This is a genomic window from Parabacteroides sp. Y3-G-102 (genome assembly GCF_023656845.1).
Lineage (GTDB): Bacteria > Bacteroidota > Bacteroidia > Bacteroidales > Tannerellaceae > Parabacteroides > Parabacteroides distasonis.
This window is the reverse complement of sequence record NZ_JAMOKU010000056.1, coordinates 1-22661: the sequence shown is the minus strand read 5'-3', so window position 1 is coordinate 22661 and position 22661 is coordinate 1. Positions and strand designations below refer to the sequence as shown.

Sequence of the window (22661 nt, the reverse complement as noted above, 5' to 3'; positions counted from 1 at the left end):
CCCTCCTATTAATGGCTATGGCTATGAGCCGGTATCGCGTTAGAAGCGGAAGACAACTTGATCTGGTAAGCGCCACGGGTCACGACCTCATCGCCCGGTTTCAATCCGGAAAGGATCTGTACCTCCGAGCCGTTATTCGCTCCCAGCGTCACCCATTGCTTCTTATAGCCTTCCTCATCCAGACGGATAAATACCGAATAAACGCCCTGCTCCTCGATAAGGGCGGAGACAGGCACACTCAAGACATTCTCCATCGGCTTTGTCAACAAAAAGATCTCCACGAAAGAACCGGGGATAACCGCTCCTTTATTATCGAACTCGAAAGTCACCGGTACATAGAAAGAGTTCATATCGGAAGCCTTTCCATACGATAACAACCGTCCACGCAAATCAGACAATTTATAGAGAGCGTTATCATACGGAGTCATGAAATTAGCGGTTTGGATCATGGGAAGATCGTTGTAATACCTCTCAGACACGTCCGCACGCAATACCAAACGATTGTTTTGCGAGATCGTAGCCAAAGGCTGGCCTACGGATACATAATCACCCTCTTTCACTTGGATGTTCTTCAAGTAACCATTCAAGGGAGAGACTACAGACACGCCTTTCGCCGTCTGTTTTCCCGCTATCGCCTCATAAGCGACCTTGGCGTTCTCGTAATTCAAGCGGGCCTGCTCGAAATCCTTGGCGGATACGATCTTATCGCCTACCAAGGCTTGCATACGCTCGTATTCCTTTTTCGCTGTCTCATAAGCGAATTTAGCCCTTGCCGCCACGTCTCCATCCGAGAGGGCGTTGGAAGCGATACTCAACACGGCCTGTCCCTTGCGTACCGCCGTACCATCCACGAACGGCAAGCTACCAAACGAGATCACGCCGGGGACGGTAGCGACGATCACGGACTCCTCCCCTTGCGCTGCCATTACTCGTCCGCTCGTCTTAATCACATCCGTGAAAGGAGCGGGATTAACCGTTACGGTCTGCAAACCAACGGCCTCGGCTAAGGCTTTCTTAAAGACAATCTCGCCGGGATGGGTACCACCAGCCTCATGCTCATGGTCATGGCCTTCGTGTTCATGTCCCTCATGATCATGATCGTGATCGTGATCCTCACCTTCATGCTCATGGTCGTGAGCCTCTAATTCATGATTATGCTCATCGTGTCCGGCTTGCGACGCATTTCCCGCACAACCGGCAAACAGGTAAGCGCACATCGCACCTACCAAATATATTTTCTTCATTGTGTAAAAAATCTTGATATCGTTAATAATAAATAGATAGGGGCAAGTCTGTCCTCACCCACTCTCACAAACGAGATATCAAGACATAGGAGGGGCACGAAGTCCCGAGGCACTCACTATCCAAGTGTCGTGCAGCGACTCAATGTAGGGGGCGTTCTCGTGATCAAGGAGCTGTCCGCAAAACGCCGGTTCAGGTGGATAAATGTAATCAAATAAGACGAGTAACGGCATCAGATGTATATCCACATCTCCATCCATAAAATGAGAAATATGCGTACTGAAATAGGCCAAGTTATGCCCGTCGCAACCGCAATCATGCGTATCAGTGCTTTTATCGCCATGCGCTTGCTCCGCGGTCAAGGATTGATAACAAGGCATCCCGTCCCGGTGATGATGGTGAGGGATAACCACAGAAAGCAATGCCAAGATGCCGGCCATCAGCACCACGTATTGTACAATCCTCTGTTTCATTTTCTCACGCATGGCACAAAGATAAGGATATTTTTCCGTTTTTTACATGAATGTTGTAAGTTTGCGGTAAATAAAAAGATAGATGAAGTTTGGAGTAAATAAAAAGGTATTATTATATACCGCCGGTTGCGTATGGATTTTCGCCGGTATCAATATCTTACGCATCGGTATCATCACATGGTTAAACGATACCCATTATTGGTTATTCAAGATCGGGGAAGCGACCATCGTTTTCTTACTTTTCTTCAATTTGGTCTTTAAACGGCTTTTCTATAAACATTCCGAACGGATCTCCCGGAAAAACGGGAAACATTGCCCGTTCTCTTTCTTCGACGTGAAAGGTTGGATTATCATGATCTTCATGATCGCTTTCGGGATCACGATCCGCACGTTCCATTTACTGCCGAATTCTTTCATTTCCGTATTCTATACGGGATTATCCACGGCGTTGATCATAACGGGATTCTTATTCTTGAGACAAGGAAAAACCGTTGGGAATTGAGAATTGAAAATTAAAGATACAGCTATCAATAATTTTCAATTCTCAATTCTCAATTTTCAATTCCCAAGTTTTTCGCAGATCAACTCAGCAGCCTTCTTGCCGCTCATCAGCATACCGCCAAAAATCGGTCCCATCCGGAAGCTACCGCTTACGCCGTTAGCGGCCATACCGGAAACGAATAATCCCGGGTAGATCTCCTTCGTGTTCTCCACCGTCGTCTGCTCACCCAGCTCCACATTCAAGGAACGCTCGCCGATCACGCCTCCGGTCGGTGTATTCAATTGGATATCATTCTTACGGGCTACCACACGGGCAATCTCGCAATCATGCCCCGTACCTTCCAAGACAGCCTTTGCCATGATCGTCAACGGATCCACGTGCATCCCCTCACGGATTACCGGAGCCCAGTTCACTACCACACCGGCTACGGCATCGTTATGAAACACCACGTCCTCTACCGAATAGCAGTTAAAGATCGTAGCGCCCGCCTTCGTCGCCTGATAAATCAAAGCGGAAGTGGTATGTACCGAATCCATGATATACGTGCCGTTAGCACCTTCCTTATAGCTTACGCCCAATTCCTTGATAATCGGGATAGCCTCTTCCTGCACCACGATATCGTTGAACATCATAGCGCCGCCCCACATACCTCCACCGGGAGCTAGCTTACGATCAAACAACGCCACCTTCTTACCGGCTTTCGCCAAGAAATAAGCGGCCACGATACCGGAAGGTCCCCCTCCCACGATCGCTACATCCACAGACAAGTTGCTCTTCAACTTCTCGAAGTAAGAGTCAATGATTCCACTTGAAACAATCTGTTCCATCTTAATAACTAATTAAAGTTTAAACATCAGGGAGCACATAGAGGTAACGCCCCCTTTATTTCCTAGTTCTACCTTATTTTCCCTTCGCCGGCATTACCCGGATCAGGTTCGATGGGTATAATCTCAGCCCGTATGACTCGGGCACCCCTATGTGATAAGTCGGGGGCAAATGTACAAAAAATTAGTATATATGTACTCAACAGAGCCATAAAAGGCAAAAAACGCTCAGCCAAACAAAATGTAAGAAGCTTAATCTTCTTCCGACCAGTCATCAGACCAACCGAATTCTTTATCCCGGAATAATTCAGCTAATCCCGAAATCTGCTTGAACCGAAGTAACTCATTTTTATCCATTCCAATATTACGCATGATCCACTTATCAGACATCCCAGATTTGACCAACTCCGTAACAATCTCCGTCATAAGTTCCAAGTTGTGCATCCCTCGAGCCCTGTTATGGCGAATGGTTGAAGCCATTCGGTTTGAAATATCTTTCTCAATCACCGTTACAGGCAACATTCCTTTCTCACGATCATAAATCCTTTGAGATTGCTTCATAACCAGATAACGATGATAACCATCTACTATCTCATATAAATCATCCTCTTCAAGATAATAACAGACGCAAGGCATCGTATAGCCATCCTCCCAAATGGAAAGTTCCAATAATCGCATTTCCGGTGGTGCCATGATATTAGGGTTATAGCTGTTGGCTACAATTTTTTCTATAGGGACAGCCCTAACACCATATGCCGGACTAACAAAGTTTCCCATGCTTATAAAAATTATATTTGTCCATTACTTCTTTTCTCATATCCCTTTCTCGTTTTGTCTGGGAAAAACCCATATACTTACATGTATGATCGTTTTTCAAAATACAAACACACATACGTTTGTAAGTAGGGATTTCTTTAAACTCAGGTATATTGATATCATCGATATACTCCATCCGTACCGGTTTCTTATCCGTATGGTAAGCGGTACATTCTTCCACAATGATAGGAATATTAGCCGCCCGTAACTTAGCGATAGTCTCCTCACTGAGGCATCCTCCTTTTTCTCTCCAGAATTTACGGCTGACTCTTAACTTATTCAAATAGTTCTCACGAGTTTCTTTGGGTAAAGTATTTAGGAGAAAATACATATATTTCTCCCAAGAGAACCCGGCTGGGCACTTGATAGCCCTCCATCCCATAGCGGAGGTATTCCCATATATACCGGCAAAGCCAACACCGTTTACACGTCCAACCATCCTCCCCCACATGTCGGGATCGACAACTTTGTAAATGAACAGTGTGGATATCGCTTGGGATATGAATGGGCTCGCCACACGTTGCCGGGACAAAGGCACCCCTGCTTGATAATACAAATCATACAAATGATTATATGTCCAACCGAACTTTCCGTTCGCTATCCAGATATCCTGAGTTTTCCAATCATAAATAGGATATGCGTTATATATAGAATAATTCATTCTGCGAGTCCATTTATAATTAGCTAGTTTTCTGTAATTCTTATCACTATGTATGGCCCGCCACCTATTAAAACTCTCTTGGGTACGGATACCAACAAGGCAACATATACGCCGGCCCATTTTCCGTTGATACAACCAAAAAGGGAACATATTCTGAAAATCATAATCCCACATGTCCTCCTTGAAAAAGTCAAAGTCTTTCGCCCGGAGACATGAATGGGGCATCTCTCGAACCCAGATATCCCGGTACTCCTCGCTCCAAGGTCTCCAATATTGTTGAAACATAGATGTACATGTCTGGACTTTAAAAGGAACACAACAATGATAAATATCAAGGATATCGGAATTAGCGGCATAAACCTTTTCCACATATTCGGTCGTCTGGCTGTATTGAACCTCATAATCCATATGAAATACACCTAATTTTCGTCCCGGAGCGTATCTACGAATATAATCTACACACAAATTCAACAGTACACCACTATCCTTTCCACCGGAAAAAGAGACGTATACGTAATCGAAATAATCAAAAATGATCTTCAATCTTTTCTCTGTCGCCTCGTACACATCCATTCTTCGCATCATGACTCTACCTCCGGTAAATAATGCATTTTATCATAATTTTTCCACTCAACACATGTCTGGAACTTTTTTTGTGAGAACACTTTTACATGACGTTTATGCACAACAGCCATAAGTGAAGCTTGAGATGAAAAATCCTTTATGACTTCTTCAAGAAGTTCACTCAATACCGAAGGATCATCACCACTCACGAAATAATTGTCTATAGAGTAATAGAGATGTCCTTTTTTTACAGGCATAAAACCAACAACAGCTGTTTCATGAAAGGCTATATACCAAACGTGGCTACGAGATGTTTTAAAAGGGTAATTGTTATTTTGTCGCAAAATGGCTGGATTCATGACCAAAGGTGCGACAAGTTCATATAACAATTTGTCCGTTCCCTGCAATGTCATAATTTTCATGGTCTGCACTTAATAATATTACCATGCAAATTTAGGCATTATATATAGATACCGTAGCCACAAAAACACAAAAATGTAATTTACTCTATTTATATTTAGTCACTCGCTCATAATCGATAACGCCTTTCCAATTCATACAAAAAGCGAAATCATACAGATGGCCCTCGCTATCCGTATAGCATTTCATATCCCGGGGAACATCTTCGAATTGCTCCTCCACGATACGCATATCTGCCGGCATCTGCAAAGGCAACAAAGCGGAAGGCTCGGCTTTTCCACTGATGATATCCAAGACCGCTTGGTTTTGTACACCGAAGTTCACCAGAATGGCATCCGCCGAACCCTCGAACTCGGACATAATCGTGGGCTTATCCATCTCCAAAGATACGATTACAGGCTTACCTTTCATTTTAGCCTTTGTCTCCAAAACAGAAAGCATATCCTGCTTATTAGCTGCTTCACCGGACTTACCTTTATAAGAACGGTTCGTGAAATTCTCAAACGGATCTCCCCCGCCAAACTTGGGTTACGGGCATAGGTAGCGGTATAATCATTATACTGTAAACTGATAGGCATATAACCGTTTGCACCTTTCTCACGATCGGATTTATCATACCCCGTACCACTGTTCGGGCTCGTCATAAAGACGATGGCGAAATCCGCCTCATCGGGATTATCAACGACCGTAAGATACCGTGACCGATGCCCTCCACTAAAGCTTGCACATTTATTATTCCAGCGAGCCGCCACTTCTGGGCTTTGTACTCTCGTAACCAATACATGACGAACATTATCCTCGGTGAGGAATTTACGCTGCGCATCGGAAAGATCGGATGACTGGGCTCCACTCTCATCAAAAGATTTGCCATTGTAGGTAGAAGCTCCAAACCCTTTCGAGGCACCGGGGATAGATTGATGGGCGCTATAAAGCATCAATCCGGCGATCTCCTCTGTAGATAACTGCCCGGCCAAATCAACGGCACGTTCCTCGGGGGTAAGACGCCAATCCTCATACGGATCAAGCAACCCGTTCCGATTCAGATCTTTGAAGGCATATCCGTCAACGGCAAGAAGTCTCACCCCCGAATTGGCCGAATATCCTAATACAGCTCCTTCTTGCTGGGTAACGATACGGATAGAATCTTTCTCTACCTCCGTCCACTTCGTGCCCGAACAAGCACAGGTGGAAACTAACAAGGCGCCCAACATACCATGGGTCAGCCGAACAGTAATAAAAGGTTTTCGCATACTTTCTTAGTTTTAATAGGTTAATCTCTATTCAATAATGGTTTCTCAAGAATACGATTTATCCGAAATGAGACGGACGCTTATTCAATCTGCGCTCGATAAAGCTTTTCATAAATTCCACGGTCTCGTCGATCCCTAATACGGATACATCGATCGAGAAATTATAAGAAGAGGCCATTCCCCATGTCTTATTCGTATAATAATTATAGTAAGCCGCACGGGATTTATCAGTCTTCTCCATCATGTTCTTCGCCTCTTCCACTGTCACACCATGCCTTTCCACGGTCTTTTGGACTCGGCTCTCCACTGAACTATGGATAAAGAAGCTCAAACAAGCCGGATCATCCCGGAGGATATAATCAGCGCAACGCCCTACCAAAACACACGACTCAGTCTCCGCCAATTTACGGATAGCGTCACTCTGTATCTTAAAAAGACCGTCATTAGACAAAATATCATTATAAGGCGTAAACATCCCTCCCATAAAAGAAGAGTACCCCATCGTAAAAGCGTACGATAAACCACTGGAGGCACGTTCGTCCGCCTTCTCGAAAACATCCTCGCATAATCCACTCTCACGGGCCGCCACGGTAATCAGTTCCTTATCATAGTAACCGATACCCAACTCCTTCGCCAAACGTTGTCCGATCTCGCGGCCACCGCTTCCGAACTGGCGGCCTATCGTCAATATGATTTTATTATCCATAGATTTCAAGTTTAATTCAACTATTTACAAACGTACAAAATTATTTTTAAAGCCACGATAATAATATAATAAACACTAAAACAAAAAATAATCAAAGTTTATACTTACATTTGTTTTCGAATAAATTTAGTACACTCAATTTATCATGAATAACATTCATTCCAATACAACATTTCTTAATGAGGCTATAGACAAGAAGACCGATGTAGAAGATGAAAAGACCGACTTGATTTTGGCCAATATGATTGATTTGCGAAAAACGATGTCGGATGTATTGTCACTTCTTCTTGGAGCCAAAGAAAACTCGGTTATTGACCAAGCGCTATTCCGCATCTTACAATTTTTCGATGTGGATCGGGTGTATATCGGAACATTTGACGAACAAACTCATACTGTTGACTTTACGAATGAAGTTACTTGTGATGGCATTATCTCTATGCGAGAGGATTTACTGCGTCAACTCCCGCAAGACGAGATTCCTTGGTGGTACGACAGTATCAAAAAGGGCATGGATATCGTTATTCATGATGTCTCTAAAATGCCGGAAGAGGCGAAGAGTGAGCAGCATCTTCTGATTTTGCAAGAGGTTTCATCCTTATTAGTCATCCCTATTTTCAAGCAAGGCAAACCATCCGGATTTATCGGCTTTGATTCTGTAAAAAAGAAACGGAACTGGAGTGCCTTAGATATAGAGAATTTACATATGTTGGCTGATATCCTTTCCATAGCCATTGAAAGAGGGGAAGTTCAAGGACTAGTAGAGCATACGGCTATGCAAGTCATGAAAAGCGAGACGAAGTTCAAGATCATTTTCGACAAGATGCCTTGGGGCGCCGAACTTTATGATGAGAATGGAGTGTTGGTAGATATCAACCAAGCGGATCTCGATATTTTTGGTGTTACCCGTGAGCAGGCCGTGGGACTGAATATGTTCGAGAATCCTAATATCCCGAAATATGTAAACCAAAGCCTCAAAAACGGAAAAGATATATTCTTTCCACTTAATTATGATTTCAAGGTTGCTTCTCAAAACGGCTATTACGATAGTCATCATGATTCTAAAACAAAGCATCTGTTGGTAAAAGGAGTCACATTAAAAGACTCTCTTGATAATATATTCGGCTATATTTATATTGTATTCGACGATACCGAGAATCATATCAAGCGGGAACAAATCGAAAATAGCCTAGCCCGGCTAAAAGTATCGGTAGATACCGGGGATTCCATTCTTTGGGAATACGATGTAGAGAATGATAAATTGACCGTAGATTTTGGCCTCAATGAAGACATTAATAATAATGAGGGGCTAAAAGCGATTCATGATTACAACTTCAAGAATCAAGAAGACTATAAATCCTCAATCCATCCGGATGATTTTGACCGGGTATATAATAAACAGTTCAAACCTCTCCTGCAAGGGAAGATCAATAACTTCGTAGCGGCTTACAGGCGTATCCTCAATGGCAAAACATTCTGGTTCAACTCCAATGTACGCTCCTATAAATTCAACGATGACGGAACGCCTAACAGGATCGTAAGCTACACCTCCAACATAACCCAGCAACGGGAAAAGGAGATCGAGCTAATCAAGGTAAAGGAAGCTGATAAATTGAAGTCCGCGTTCTTGGCGAATATGAGTCATGAGATACGCACGCCGCTGAACGCTATCGTCGGGTTCTCAAATATAATCGCCGAGATTGATGATGAGGTAGAGCGTCAATCTTATTTAGATATCATCCATAAAAACAATGATTTGCTACTGCAACTGATCGACGATATCCTTGATTTCTCTAAAATCGAGGCGGGAACCATGGATTATCATTTCGAGGAAGTGGACATCAAGGATATATGTGGCGAAATCGCATTGGCAGACTCTATAAAGATGCCTTCAGACGTGGATCTGATCTTTGATCTCGACTCCCCATCCGTAATCGTTAAAACCGATGAGCGGAGGGTTATGCAAGTGATATCCAATTTCGTGAATAACGCTATCAAATTTACCACAAAAGGAAGTATCACGATTTATTATGAGATAGAAGGGGATTTTATCCGAGTCTGCGTGAAAGATACAGGTATCGGTATCTCCGCGGAAAACCAAAGACGTATATTCGAGCGATTCATCAAGGTAGATACTTTCCAGCAAGGTACGGGATTGGGATTAACCATCAGCCGAACCATTATCGAGGCATTAGGAGGTAAAATCGGCGTAGACTCTGAAGAAGGGGTGGGTTCCACTTTTTGGTTCACTCTGCCTTTGGACACAAAACGGACTGATATTGAGCTTTCACCGGACATCCTCGTCCAATCCGAAGAAACGCCCCGTTCAGATAGGCATCATTCCATCTTAATCGCCGAGGACGTTTATGAGAATTATTTCCTTTTGGAAACCTTGTTTGGCAAGCAATACCAACTTTATCATGCGCTAAACGGGCAAGAGGCTATCGATATGTTCGAGACATATCATCCGGACCTAATCCTAATGGACATAAAAATGCCGGTTATGGACGGATTCGAAGCAACTCGCAGAATCCGCACCTTATCCAAGACCATTCCGATCATAGCACTCACGGCATTCGCTTTCGAAAGGGAAAAGGAGATCGCCAAACAATGTGAATTCACGGATTATGTAGTGAAGCCCATTGATATAAAAGAACTAAAGAAATTAATCGCTAAGGTATTGGCATAAAAAAAGCGTGTTGCGACAATCGCAACACGCTTTTTTATTTACTTAGGCATCGGAGCGGCAGAAGGAGGAGGCGTTCCCAATCCCCATTCCTTATTCGCTTTCGGCCCCATCTCTAACTCTAACAAACCACCGGCGGCGATATCGCTATGATTGAACCAAGGCTGGTTCAAGGTTACGCCGTTCAACTTAGCGGATTGTACGTATTTATTCTCATCGGACGCGTTATTCGCACGGATCTCGAACGTATTGCCGTTACCCATATCCACTTTCACGTCGGTAAACATCGGGCTACCGATATTATAGGTAGGAGAACCCGGAGTCACCGGATAGAATCCCATCTGACTGAAGACAACGAAAGCGGACATACCACCACCGTCCTCATCACCCGGTACGCCCATCAAATCATTGCGGAACCATTGATTCAATAAGGTACGGATACGTTTCTGCGTCATCCAAGGCTTACCCGCATAATTATACAAGTACGGGATATGCAAGCTCGGCTCATTCGCCATAGAGAACATACCTACGTTACCCGTATGATCCGGAAGCGTGGAATAGAATTGCCATTTAGACATACCCAGCGGCGTATTGAACATGGAATCCAAAGCAGAGGTAAACGCCTCATTGCCTCCGATCAAAGAGATCAAGTCACCGATATTATGCTGTACGTCCCAACGATAAATATATCCGTTATTCTCATCGTAATAATCACGGGCACCCAGACCGCCATCATAACGGTAATCCAATGGATAGATAAACTTGCCATCCTTATCTTTCGGATGGAAGAAACCTGTCTCCGGATTAAATACGTTCCGGTAATTGTAAGAGCGACGCAAATAATAATCCGCCTCGTCTTTCTTTCCCAATTCTTGAGCGATCTGGGACAAGCACCATTCATCATACGAAGTTCCTAAAGTCACGGCGATCGGCTGACGTTTTTCCCAAATGGATACGTTAGGCACCGTCTCTTTCTCTCCCGGTCTCAACGCGGGAATATAGCCATGTTCCTTGTAGAAATCGTCCAACCAACCGGCGGGAGCGGCAGACCACGGGATCAAGGTCTTTTCCTCGATACCTTTCTTACAAGCGATATAAGCCTTTTCCAGCTCAAACCCACGCAAGCCCTTGCGGTAAGCGTCGATCACGGTAGCGACGGCATGGTTTGAGTTCATACGGCGTGTATCTCCCGTCACCTCCGGGAAGGTAGGCATCCAGTCGGTACCCATCTGCTCCGCCATCAGGAGATAAGAGTTGATGATATCGTTCTCACGCTCATTATCGATCAAGACACGCAGGGGATGCGTAGCACGGTAGGTATCCCAAATCCAGTCGTCCGTATAGAAAGGCCGTCCGCCATCCTCATGGATCTTTCCGTCGAAAGCGCTGTAATAATGTCCGTCCTCGCTCAAACAAATCGGGCGTTCGTAGCAACGATATAAAGAGGTATAGAATACGGTCTTCTCATCCTTGGTACCGCCTTGTACTTGTATTTTACCTAAAGCGTCGTTCCAATCGTTGCGGGCGATCTTCGCTACCACATCCACGTCGTAAGCGGCGATCTCACGCTCCAGATTCTTCTTCGCCTGTTCCTCGCTGATAAAAGAGATACCGTAGCGAACGCCAAGTTTCTTCACGTCCTCCCCGAAGGAAAGGGCGATAGCGGCATTGGTACCTTCCACGGAGGTCTCGTTATAGTTGACACTGCCGTTCGACAATACACCCGCTTTCACAGGCTTCTGGTTCGTCTCGGCATATAAAAAGACTTTCGTTTTCTTATCTATATATTGATAACCGCTTACGGCGTTACCATTTACTTGTAGCTGTCCGTTACGGCTGTTAAATACCAGATAAGCCGATCCCTCTTTCTCGAAAGTGAGCGAATATACGGCACTTTGATGGGACGGGGCGAAGTCCACGTCGATTTCCTCATTATCCAGATATACCTGATAACGGTATGGCAAGATCTTCTCCCGGTCATAGCTATAAGCGATCACGGGTCGCAAGCCGGATTCGTCACCTTGATAAGGGCATAAATTGAACGCAGAACGCTCACGATGGTTTGTCACGATAATAGGCAAACCGCCCAGACGGTCGCCCGTGAAGTCCGCACGCTCCGGATATACACGTAGCATACTGTTCGGCAAATGCACGGTCGGGAAAGTAGGCACCAATAAATGGCTGATGTTTCCCATATAAGGATTCACGTAATCCACCGGGTCCATCGCCGAAGGAGAAGTCCCTCCCCCACCGGCACATGACACCCACAGGAAAGCGGAAGCCAAAAGGGCCATCGAAGTTTTAAGCTTTGTCTTCATTTTGTCGATTATTAATTCGTTAATTATTCTTTGCTTCTCTGCCGGGTACTTTCCCGGCAATCCGTGAGACGTTGTCTTAGGGGTAACAGAGCAAACCGCTCACTAGTAAGGGAGCTATTTACTCAGCCGTCTTCGGACGATTTTCCGGGGCAGCTCCGAACTCCTTATTCGGCGTATTGCCCATCACAAAGGTAAGATTCCCTCCCTTCACGATATCATCATACAGGATATAAGAATTATTATAAGGTTTACCATTTAACAACACGGATTGGATATATACATTCTCCTTGCTGTTGTTCTGGGCTACGACCTCGAAAGTCTTACCCTCCGGCAAATGAACGGAAGCCTTATCGAATAACGGGCTACCGAACACGAACACGCCATTGGAAGGATTCACTTGGTAAAATCCCAAGGCAGACATGATATGCCAAGCGGACATCTGGCCACAATCCTCGTTTCCGATGATGCCCTCCGGCTGGTCGGTATAAAACACATCTTGAATGTAACGAACTTTCTCGGCTGTCTTCCATTGCTCGCCGGCGTAAGGATACAAGTAAGTAACATGATGGCTCGGCTCATTTCCATGGGCGTACATGCCGATCAAGCCACTGATATCCGGAGAGGCGTTCTCTCCTAACTCACCTTCCACCAAGAACAAAGAATCCAGTTTCGAGATAAACGGAGCGTCGCCACCCATCAACTCGATCAAGCCTTCCGGATGCTGGGGCACGAAGAATGTATAATGCCAGCCATTTCCCTCACAGAAATCGCCTACGCTATGTATGGACTGGATCGGATCGTACGGCGTACGCCAGCTGCCATCATTCATTTTCGGACGGATAAAGTTGATATCCTTATCGAAATACTGCGTATAATATTTACCACGTTTCAAGTAATTCTGGTAATCCTCCGTCTTGCCCATTTTCTTCGCCATCAAGGCGATACCCCAATCATCGGCTGCGTATTCCATCGCGATAGAAGTAGCCTCACGTACCTTATCACAAGGGATATAGCCTTTTTCCAACACGTACGGCACCCCGTTTTGCTTCTCATAGACAGAGGAAGCAACCATATAACGATACGCACGGTCAGCGTCAAAGCCGGTAAAACCTTTCAGATAGGCATCCGCGATAATAGGCACAGCGCTATATCCCGGCATTTGATCCGTCTCACCACCAATCAACGGCCAGATCGGTAATTTCTCTTGCTGGTCGTAAATGCTTAACATAGAGTTCACCAAATCCGACACATATTGAGGCTTGATAATCGTGAACAACGGATGCAAGGTACGATACGTATCCCATAGAGAGAAAGTGGAATAGTTCTTCCAAGTATTGTTCGTATACACCTTATCATCATGGCCACGGAAATCGCCATTCGCGTCGCAATACAACGTCGGAGCGATAAACGCATGGTACATGGCGGTATAGAAAACCTTCTTGGCACGCTCATCTTTCGTATCGATGGAGATACAAGACAATTGGTCATTCCATTTATCGATAGCCTCGTTACGAACCTCGTCGAAATCCCAATGAGAAAGCTCCGTACGTAAGTTAGCCAAGGCATTCTCACAACTTACGGAAGAGATAGCGACCTTTACCAAGGCGGTCGGGGCATCTCCCTTAAAGGTAATCACTCCCTTTACGGACTCGCCTGTCAACTCATCATTACCCGCGGCCTCATCATCGTTGAATACAGCCAAAGACTCGATCGGCTGATCACATTTCAACGTAAAGAATACTTTGTGACGTGGGCTCCAACCTTTGGAAAAACGGTACCCCTCGATCGTGTACTCATCAATCTTCTTCAAATAAGTGTCATACGCTTTATCACCGATACCTTCCTTCAAGTTGATCAAGAGGCGATGCTCGCTTCCCGACGGATACGTATAACGATGTAAAGCTACACGCTCGGTTGCCGTCAACTCCGCTTTTACGCCATTATCCATCAGCAAAGAGTAATATCCCGGAGCTACGGCTTCGTTGGCATGTTTATAATAGGAAGAAGCGGCTCCCTCTATATTATCTTGCTCGCCACGGGCGGTACGTACCTCGCCCGTATAAGGCATCAGAAGGATATCCCCCAGATCAGAACATCCGGTTCCGCTCAAATGCGTATGACTAAATCCGATAATGATACTATCGGAGTAATGATAACCGGAACACCAGTCCCATCCCTTAAAAATATTCTGAGGACCTACTTGAACAGCTCCAAACGGAACGTTCGCCCCGACAAATACGTGTCCGTGCTCTCCCGATCCGATATAAGGATCTACATATGCGGTAAAGTCTGTCTTGTTTTCCGTTTTCTCCGGTGTAGCACAGGAGTATGCGAAAAATGTCAGGCATATCGCTATGCCTGACATTAATGGTTTATGAATGAAATTCATCTTAATTGCTTATTTCTTCTTTTTACTAGGTTTTACAGAAATAGGGGAAAGTTTATTGATCCCTTCCTCGTTTACGGAGAATGAGTAAGGCATATCCTCCGGATTAATACCACGATTCATATTCGGCTTGTCACCCATCTTGAAGTCGATCACGCCACCCTTAAACAAATCGTTATGATCCAGATAATTCTTAGTGTAGTTCTTGCCGTTGAACGTCATGGATTCGATATAGATATTCTTATCGCTGTTGTTCGGGGCATTGATCACCAAGTTGTTTCCATTCTCAAAATGGATCGTAGCCTTCTTGAACAGCGGAGCGCCCAACACATATTGGGTCGTACCCGGAGCTACCGGATAGAATCCTAACGCTGAGAATACATACCAAGCGGAAGTCTGGCCATTATCCTCATCACCGCAATAACCATCCGGACCCGGAGTATACATCTTATTCATTACTTGACGTAACCAATATTGAGCCTTCCAAGGTTGACCCGCATAGTTATATAAATAAATCATATGCTGGATCGGCTGGTTACCATGAGCGTAGTTACCCATATTCATCACGGTCATCTCACGGATCTCGTGGATCACACCACCGTAGTAGCTATCATCGAACAAAGGCGGTACAGCAAATACGGAGTCAAGCATCATCACAAATGAATCCTTACCGCCCATCAAGTCGATCAATCCCTGAGGATCGTGGAATACAGACCATGAATAATGCCAGCTATTACCTTCCGTGAAAGCGTCACCCCATTTCAGCGGAGAGAACGGAGCCATAAACTCGCCATTCTCATTCTTGCCACGCATCAACTTGGTTTCCTTGTCGTACAGGTTCTTATAGTTCAACGCACGACGGGCATATAATTCCAATTCCTTTTTCGGACGGCCTAGTTGTTTAGCGATCTGCCAGATACACCAGTCATTGTAAGCATATTCCAATGTACGGGCGGCGTTCTCGTTGATCTTCACGTCGTAAGGAACATATCCTAACTTATTATAATATTCATGACCCAGACGTCCTGTAGAAGAGACCTTCGGGTGAACGTTTTCCGTACCATGAATCAAACCTTTATATAAAGTCTCCAAATCGTCAACCTTCACACCCTTCATATAAGCGTCTACCAAGATAGACGCCGAGTTATTACCGACCATGCAACCACGGTGACCCGGACTTGCCCATTCCGGGAAGAAGCCGCTTTCCTTATATGTATTGATCAAGCCCTCTTGCATCTCCTTGTTTACCGACGGGAACATCAAGTTCAAGAATGGGAACAAACTACGGAACGTATCCCAGAATCCGGTATCGGTAAACATATAACCCGGTAATACCTCACCATTATACGGACTGTAGTGTACCACCTCGCCCTGAGCGTTGATCTCATAGAACTTACGAGGGAACAACAATGAACGATAGAAACAAGAATAGAACGTACGATATTGATCCAAATCTCCACCCTCAACCTCGATCTTGCTCAAATGCTCATTCCAAACATCCTTACCTTTCTGAACCAAGGTATCAAAGTTATCGTTACCTAATTCCTTCATGTTGATAGCGGCCTGATCGAAGCTAATAAAAGAGGAAGCCACCTTCGCATGAACGATTTCACCCTTCTTCGTCTTGAAACCGATTACGGCTCCTACATGGTCACTCGTTTGCTCCTTCGCACCCTCTTTCAAAGAAGCGTCGGCAAATGTAGCCTCGTATGTGAAAGGCTTATCAAACTCGATCACAAAATAATTCTTGAAATTATCGGGAACCCCACCGCTATTCTTCGTTGAATAACCGATGATCTTATTCTCCTCCGGAATCACCTTGATATAAGACCCCTTATCCAAGGCATCCACCACGATATAAGAATGCTCGTTTTCCGGGAAAGTGAAACGGAACATAGCGGCACGATCTGTCGGCGTTAATTCCGTTACCACGTCATGCTCCGCCAGATATACCTTATAGTAATAAGCCTTGGCGATCTCTCCTTTATGCGAGAACCAGCTCGCACGTTTATCTTGGTCGAATTCCGGTTTACCAACCACCGGCATGATTGCAAATTGTCCGTAATCATTGATCCACGGGCTTGGCTGATGGGTCTGTTTAAAGCCACGGATCTTGTTAGCCGTATATACATACTGCCATCCATCTCCCATCTTTCCTGTCTGAGGAGTCCAGAAATTCATACCCCACGGACGAGCGATCGCCGGATAGGTATTTCCTGTAGACAACTCAAAAGAAGATTGCGTACCCATTAGCGGGTTTACATACTCTACTGGATCAAAAGCCTCATTCACAGCCGCTACCGCAGGTTTTCCCACCCACATCAACATCGCCGCTAAAGCTAAAGCCCAAACGCTTTTTTTCTTCATGATATAGCTATTTAATTAATAATATAATTTATCCGTTTTTGTGTTTTATATTCATAGTTGGACTACAAATATCCATTTAATTAACATGAATAGAAAGTGATTCTCGTGTCATTTATTTAGAAATATCCCTTTCTTTCTTATGAATTTCTGGCATTATACGAATCTAGGTGCAAATCTAACAAAAAGAATTAGAAAAAAGAAATCCAATGAGCTAGATCATGCCCTATTCATCGCACTTTTATCATTCCCGAAAAAGATTAAATATCACATGCGAGTTCCGTACGAACTATGTCTATTCTACAATATAATATTACATATAAATGTAATCAATCTAAACTTAATTTAAAACAAGAGCAAAATGACAAAGAATGAATCTAAGCTATTATCCCTTCAAGGGATAGCTAAAGCCTCAGCGTTCTGTTTGCTGCTTTCTGCCTTCTCTGTAGACGCCGCTATGGCCGTTCCCGCTTCCGCAGGTACGGTTGATGAAGTGATGGTCGTACAGCAGGGTAAGAAAGTGACAGGTATGGTTGTTGATGGTGCTGGTGAGCCTGTTATTGGCGCTAACGTGGTGGTGAAAGGCACTACAAATGGTACGATCACGGACTTCGACGGTAATTACTCGTTGGAAGGCGTGTCCGCAAATGACATCTTGGTGGTATCCTATATCGGTTATTTGTCCCAAGAGATCCCGGTGGAAAATCAATCTTCAATAAAAGTAACTTTAAAAGAGGACACTCAAACTTTGGACGAGGTTGTAGTTGTAGGTTATGGTACGATGCGTAAGTCAGACGTGACCGGTTCTATCGGTGTGGCTAAAGGAGACGACTTGACAAAGAATCAAAACTTTAGTGCGCTAGACAACTTGCGCGGTAAGGTATCTGGTGTAAACATCTTCTCAAACTCCAGCCAGCCGGGTGCTTATTCTAACCGTGTCGTTATCCGTGGTATGGCTACTATCAACGCTTCTTCAAACCCTCTATATGTGGTAGACGGTGTTGTTATGGAGAACTTCGACTTGGTGAACCCGAATGATATCGAGTCTATGGAGGTCTTGAAAGATGCTTCCGCTGCCGCTATCTACGGTGCTCGTGGTGCCAATGGTGTTATCATGGTAACTACGAAGCGTGGTAAGAAAGATGGTGAAGGTGTACAGGTTAGCTATCAAGGATCTGTCAGCACAAGCCATATCGCTCGTAAGATGGATACGATGAACGCCCAAGAGTGGTGTGACGCATTCATGATTGGTCTGGAAAACGAGAATAAGTGGCAAGGTAAAAATTGGTCTTTGAACCGTGCTGATTGGTTTAATGATTCAGATTTCTTTGATGCAAACGGTAATCCTCTGTATGATACGAATTGGCAAGATGAGGCTACTCGTACCGCGGTTTCTCACAACCATCAGTTGAATATCCAACAAGCGGGTAAGAGCTCTTCAATGGGTGCTTTCTTGAACTATACGGATCAACAGGGTATTGTAAACAATACGTATAATAAGCGTATTAATGCGAAGTTGGCATACGACGCAAATCCTACGAAGTGGTTGTCTACGGCAGTCAATGTATTGGTTAACCATACATGGGGGCGTTATACGCCTGAGGATGGTGGTGGCCAAGAGGCTCGTCGTACCATGATCGAGATGGTTCCTTGGATGCCGATTCGCGATAAGAATGGTAAATATACCACTTCTACCTCTTCTTCCATTGGTGATGTATTAGGCTTTGAGGGTATGTCTAACCCAGTCATGATCTTGGATATGCAAAAACGTATGCGCTACAACACGCAGGTGTTTGGTAACGCCGCTTTGACATTCCACTTGGCTGAAGGTTTGGATTTGAAGACTCAACTAGGTCTTGACCATCATAATAAAACGTATAGAGGTTATTCTTCTATCGATTTGAACAACATCTCCATGCCGAATGGTTGGGCTGAGTACCAAAATTGGAATACACTTTATTGGCAGGAGGAGACTTACTTGACTTACAATAAGGTATTCGGTGATCATCGTATCAACGCTATGGCTGGTTTGTCTTGGCAAGAGCGTGTGCAAAAGTGGAATAAGGCACGAACAGAAGGTTTCTCGGATGATTTCTTTGAGGACAATAATATGTCCGCAGGTACAACTCCGGCATCTCCTGAGTCTTCTTACGATCGGTGGGCGATGAACTCTTATTTCTTGCGTTTCGCTTATACATATAAAGATCGTTACTCCGCAACCGTAACAGGTCGTGTCGATGGTTCCTCTAAGTTTGGTGAAAACAACAAGTATGCGTTCTTCCCATCTGCAGGTTTGGCTTGGAATATCTCTCAAGAGGATTTCATGCAAGATCAAAGCACGATCAGCAATTTGAAGTTGCACACTAGCTACGGTTTGACTGGTAACTCCGAGATTGACACTTATCGGTCATTGGCTCGTGTTTCTTCTGGTACGCTTTTGATCAACGATATTCGCGCTCCGTATTCTTACATCAGCTCTATGGCGAACCCGGATTTGAAATGGGAGAAGACTGGTCAGTTTGATGTTGGTTTCGAGATTGGATTCTGGCAGAACCGCTTGTCTTTCGATGTAGCTTACTATAACAAGAAGACAACCGACTTATTGTTGGATTGCCCGATTCCTCACACTACAGGTTTCACGACAGTGTATAAGAATATCGGTTCTGTAAGAAACCAAGGTATGGACTTAATGATCAGCGCACGCCCAGTTCAGACACAAGACTTCAATTGGAGTTCTACGATTAACTTAAACTTCAACAAGAACAAGATCCTTCAGTTGGGCGACAATAATGAGGATATCGAGATGAACAGCTGGGTAGGTGGTTCTGAAAGTATCTTGCGTGTAGGTGAGAACATGAGTTCTTTCTATGGCTACAGACGTTTGGGTGTTTATACGGAGGAAGATTTCAATAACGGCTTGTGCGAGAAGAACCAGATCGGTCGTGCGAAACGTACGGATAAGAAAGAGATCATCGGCAAAGGTATGCCGGACTGGACTGGAAGCTGGATCAACAACTTCTCTTACAAAAACTTCGATTTGACGATGGACTTGCAGTTCGTATGGGGTGTTGAGACCATGCAACAGTTCTACCACTCTACTTACGACCGTTTCGGTATCACGAATGGTTTGAGCAATATTTTATATGACGCATATAACGGATCGAACCCGAACACGATGCAACAGGCTGTTTACTTGTGTAACTCAGGCCATGCAGGTCAGGATACGACAGTAGATTCTCAATGGATCGCCAATGGTTCTTACTTGCGTTGTAACATGTTGCAATTGGGTTATACTTTTGACTCAAACGTGATTAGCAAGATCGGTTTGTCTGCTTTGCGTTTGTACGCAAGTGCGAATAACTTATTCTTGATTACTGCTAGCGATTTCACAGGTTACGATCCTGAGGGTACATCGCAGGGTGATAGTAATAAGTTCGGTCAGAACATGGTATTCTTCTCTTATCCAAGAGCGAGAACTTTCACGTTCGGTGTTAATGTAACATTTTAATTCATTTAATCAGTAGAATTTTTAGAAATGAAAAAAATATTGACAGTAGCGATTGCATGCGCTTGTTTAACCGGGTTCAGCGCATGTAATGATTTCTTGGAAGAGAAACCGAAGTCATCGTTGACAGCCCCGGATTATTACCAGACAGAGGCTCAAGCTCAGGCTAACGTGAACTATTTGTATCGTACGGGAGCTTCAAGTAAGCTCACAGGTGCGGGTAGTGCTTACGTAGGTCCGTTTGCCTCTATCACAGGACAATTGACCGGTTACTTTACAAACAGTTATGAAGGTCAGGAGCTGACTTGTAAATATTCTCGCGAGTTGACTCGTCAGCAGAATACGATGACTGTTTCCGTAACTATTGACGGTATATGGGATGATTGCTACAAGGCTATCAACGTAGCTAATGGCGCTATCAAGTATATCCCCGAGATCTCAATGGATCAGTCTTTGGCAAATCGTTTGATCGGTGAGGCAAAGTTCTTTAGAGCTTGGAACTACTTCAACTTGGTGAAGATCTTTGGTGGTGTTCCATTGACAGTAGAGCCGTACGAATCTATGGAGAACATGTATTTGGAGCGTGCTTCTGTAGAGCAAGTATATGCTCAGGTCGAATCCGACTTGAAGGATGCCGTTAATGCTTTGCCGGCTGCTACTTTCTACAACAATAGTAACCGTATCACGAAGTATGCTGCCGCTATGGTTTTGACTTCCGTTTATATGCAACAAGGTAAGTATGCCGACGCTGCTTCTGCGGTAAAGACGGTGATCGATTCTCCGCATGCTTTGGCAACCAACGATGATTTAGCATTGGGTTCTGCCTATAATAAGATCCGTACGACAGACGGTTTGGCTGAGTCTATCTATTCTTATGAGTACAACGCAACGATCAGTAACGGTGGTTGGTGGCCTACTTATGCGTTCAACTCAGCGGCTACAGCTATATTTGGTACGTATTCTATCTTTGAGCGTACATACGGGCCAACGAATCAATTCTTGAACGTGTATGCGGCAAACGACTTACGTATCCAGCCAAATCAATTCTTCCATTGGAATTATACAAATCCGGATAATGGCAAGACTTGGACGGCTCCTGAGAATGCTTGTGGTTGCTGGTTCTGGTATGATGAGGACGCTTTGTTGAACACAGGACGTTCTACGAAAGACCGTGATATCTTCCGTTACGCAGAGGCTTTGCTTGACGCTGCTGAATCTATCGCTCAGTCTCAAGGTGTAACAGCTGAGGCTGCCGGCTATTTGGCACAAGTTAAGGCTCGTGCAAACATGGAAGGTAAGACGGTAGCCGCAATTACTGCCGATCTTCAGAAATTAGGTAAGCAGGCCTTTATCGAGGAATGCTGGACAGAGCGTTTGCGTGAGTTCCCGTTGGAATTCAAGATTTGGGATGACTGTTTGCGTACAGGTAAGTTCCCTGTAATCTCTTCTACAGAGAAGGGTAAGGTTACATACGTTGACTTAGTTGGCGCAAAGAACGCTTCCGGCGCGACCTTCAAGTCTTCCGACTTGTTATGGCCGATCTCTTTGAACGAGATGCAACGTAACCCGAGTTTGACTCAAAATGAGGGTTATGCCGTTCAATAATAAATTTCAATAACTGATGGCTAGAGAGGGAGGGAATGAGCGATCATCCTTCCCTCTCTTTTTGGTAGCTTGATTAGTCAGCAAGTTGCATGAAACAATGTATAATATACAGAATTTTGGTTTGGTTGTCTTATTATTCACTTTCAACTATGAAAACAAAAGAGCAAGAAATGACATACTGGATTCTGCTAAGTTAGAAGGACGGTTGGAAGGTGAAGAATGACATGATACAGATTTACTTCACACGTAATTAACAATTAAAAGAACGTGTGTAACATGTCAAACAAGTTAAGAGAACGTAAAAATTACAGCATGGAGTTCAAGCTCCGTATGCTGAAGGAG

Annotated in this window: 16 protein-coding genes and 1 riboswitch; of the genes, 4 read left to right on the top strand and 12 right to left on the bottom strand. The window is 44.5% G+C overall.

The genetic code is table 11. The features are described 5' to 3' along the window. Positions 1-8: 8 nt before the first annotated feature. Positions 9-1244: an efflux RND transporter periplasmic adaptor subunit gene (locus NBH16_RS20400; RefSeq protein ID WP_008772502.1), complete on the bottom strand. Its 1236-nt coding sequence runs from the start codon at positions 1242-1244 to the stop codon at positions 9-11. 78 nt (positions 1245-1322) lie between these two features. Further along, entirely contained in the window at positions 1323-1727 is a 405-nt protein-coding gene (locus NBH16_RS20395) for a DUF6769 family protein (protein WP_005866454.1), read from the bottom strand. A 70-nt stretch (positions 1728-1797) separates the two neighbouring features. On the opposite strand from NBH16_RS20395, the gene NBH16_RS20390 reads away from it, so the two are divergent. After that, positions 1798-2217: a hypothetical protein gene (locus NBH16_RS20390; RefSeq protein ID WP_005866452.1), complete on the top strand. Its 420-nt coding sequence runs from the start codon at positions 1798-1800 to the stop codon at positions 2215-2217. A 56-nt stretch (positions 2218-2273) separates the two neighbouring features. Here the strand turns inward: NBH16_RS20390 and NBH16_RS20385 are convergent, their stop codons facing one another. The 7 genes from NBH16_RS20385 to NBH16_RS20355 all read right to left on the bottom strand — a co-directional run bounded on the left by NBH16_RS20385 (position 2274) and on the right by NBH16_RS20355 (position 7458). Continuing rightward, complete coding sequence (locus NBH16_RS20385; protein ID WP_250789005.1) at positions 2274-3044, bottom strand: sulfide-dependent adenosine diphosphate thiazole synthase; 771 nt, start codon at positions 3042-3044, stop codon at positions 2274-2276. A gap of 62 nt (positions 3045-3106) precedes the next feature. Continuing rightward, positions 3107-3203: riboswitch (TPP riboswitch) on the bottom strand. Between the two features lie 90 nt (positions 3204-3293). Then, entirely contained in the window at positions 3294-3818 is a 525-nt protein-coding gene (locus tag NBH16_RS20380; protein WP_005857955.1) for an IbrB-like domain-containing protein, read from the bottom strand. Then, the gene (locus NBH16_RS20375; RefSeq protein ID WP_122382814.1) at positions 3802-5103 is read right to left on the bottom strand and encodes a DUF3440 domain-containing protein; all 1302 of its coding nucleotides are present in this window, start codon (positions 5101-5103) and stop codon (positions 3802-3804) included. Before NBH16_RS20375 ends, NBH16_RS20380 begins: the two co-directional genes overlap by 17 nt. Next, a complete protein-coding gene (locus NBH16_RS20370; protein ID WP_005857959.1) occupies positions 5100-5504 on the bottom strand; it encodes a hypothetical protein in 405 nt (134 codons plus the stop codon). Before NBH16_RS20370 ends, NBH16_RS20375 begins: the two co-directional genes overlap by 4 nt. An 85-nt stretch (positions 5505-5589) precedes the next feature. Beyond that, positions 5590-5943, bottom strand: a complete 354-nt coding sequence (locus tag NBH16_RS20365) for a glycoside hydrolase family 3 C-terminal domain-containing protein (protein ID WP_229038788.1) — start codon at positions 5941-5943, stop codon at positions 5590-5592. Next, positions 5910-6752, bottom strand: coding sequence for a hypothetical protein (locus tag NBH16_RS20360; protein ID WP_250789004.1), 843 nt, complete (start codon positions 6750-6752; stop codon positions 5910-5912). Before NBH16_RS20360 ends, NBH16_RS20365 begins: the two co-directional genes overlap by 34 nt. A 58-nt stretch (positions 6753-6810) precedes the next feature. Beyond that, positions 6811-7458: a cytidylate kinase-like family protein gene (locus NBH16_RS20355; protein ID WP_008772507.1), complete on the bottom strand. Its 648-nt coding sequence runs from the start codon at positions 7456-7458 to the stop codon at positions 6811-6813. A gap of 145 nt (positions 7459-7603) precedes the next feature. On the opposite strand from NBH16_RS20355, the gene NBH16_RS20350 reads away from it, so the two are divergent. Beyond that, positions 7604-10144 (top strand): hybrid sensor histidine kinase/response regulator, encoded by a 2541-nt coding sequence (locus NBH16_RS20350; RefSeq protein ID WP_005866438.1) that lies wholly within the window; start codon positions 7604-7606, stop codon positions 10142-10144. Positions 10145-10182: 38 nt separating this feature from the next. On the opposite strand, the gene NBH16_RS20345 is transcribed toward NBH16_RS20350, so the two are convergent. From NBH16_RS20345 to NBH16_RS20335, 3 genes are all read right to left on the bottom strand, one after another. Beyond that, positions 10183-12459, bottom strand: coding sequence for a GH92 family glycosyl hydrolase (locus NBH16_RS20345; protein ID WP_122380304.1), 2277 nt, complete (start codon positions 12457-12459; stop codon positions 10183-10185). A gap of 118 nt (positions 12460-12577) precedes the next feature. Next, complete coding sequence (locus NBH16_RS20340; protein ID WP_008779640.1) at positions 12578-14848, bottom strand: GH92 family glycosyl hydrolase; 2271 nt, start codon at positions 14846-14848, stop codon at positions 12578-12580. Positions 14849-14857: 9 nt separating this feature from the next. Next, positions 14858-17212 (bottom strand): GH92 family glycosyl hydrolase, encoded by a 2355-nt coding sequence (locus NBH16_RS20335; RefSeq protein ID WP_008779639.1) that lies wholly within the window; start codon positions 17210-17212, stop codon positions 14858-14860. 358 nt (positions 17213-17570) lie between these two features. Between NBH16_RS20335 and NBH16_RS20330 the strand changes: the two genes are divergently transcribed. Both NBH16_RS20330 and NBH16_RS20325 read left to right on the top strand, forming a co-directional pair. Continuing rightward, positions 17571-20717 carry a SusC/RagA family TonB-linked outer membrane protein gene (locus NBH16_RS20330; RefSeq protein ID WP_122380305.1) on the top strand — a complete coding sequence of 1049 codons (3147 nt, stop codon included), beginning with the start codon at positions 17571-17573 and terminating at the stop codon, positions 20715-20717. 27 nt (positions 20718-20744) lie between these two features. After that, the gene (locus tag NBH16_RS20325; protein ID WP_005866428.1) at positions 20745-22319 is read left to right on the top strand and encodes a RagB/SusD family nutrient uptake outer membrane protein; all 1575 of its coding nucleotides are present in this window, start codon (positions 20745-20747) and stop codon (positions 22317-22319) included. Positions 22320-22661: the final 342 nt, after the last annotated feature.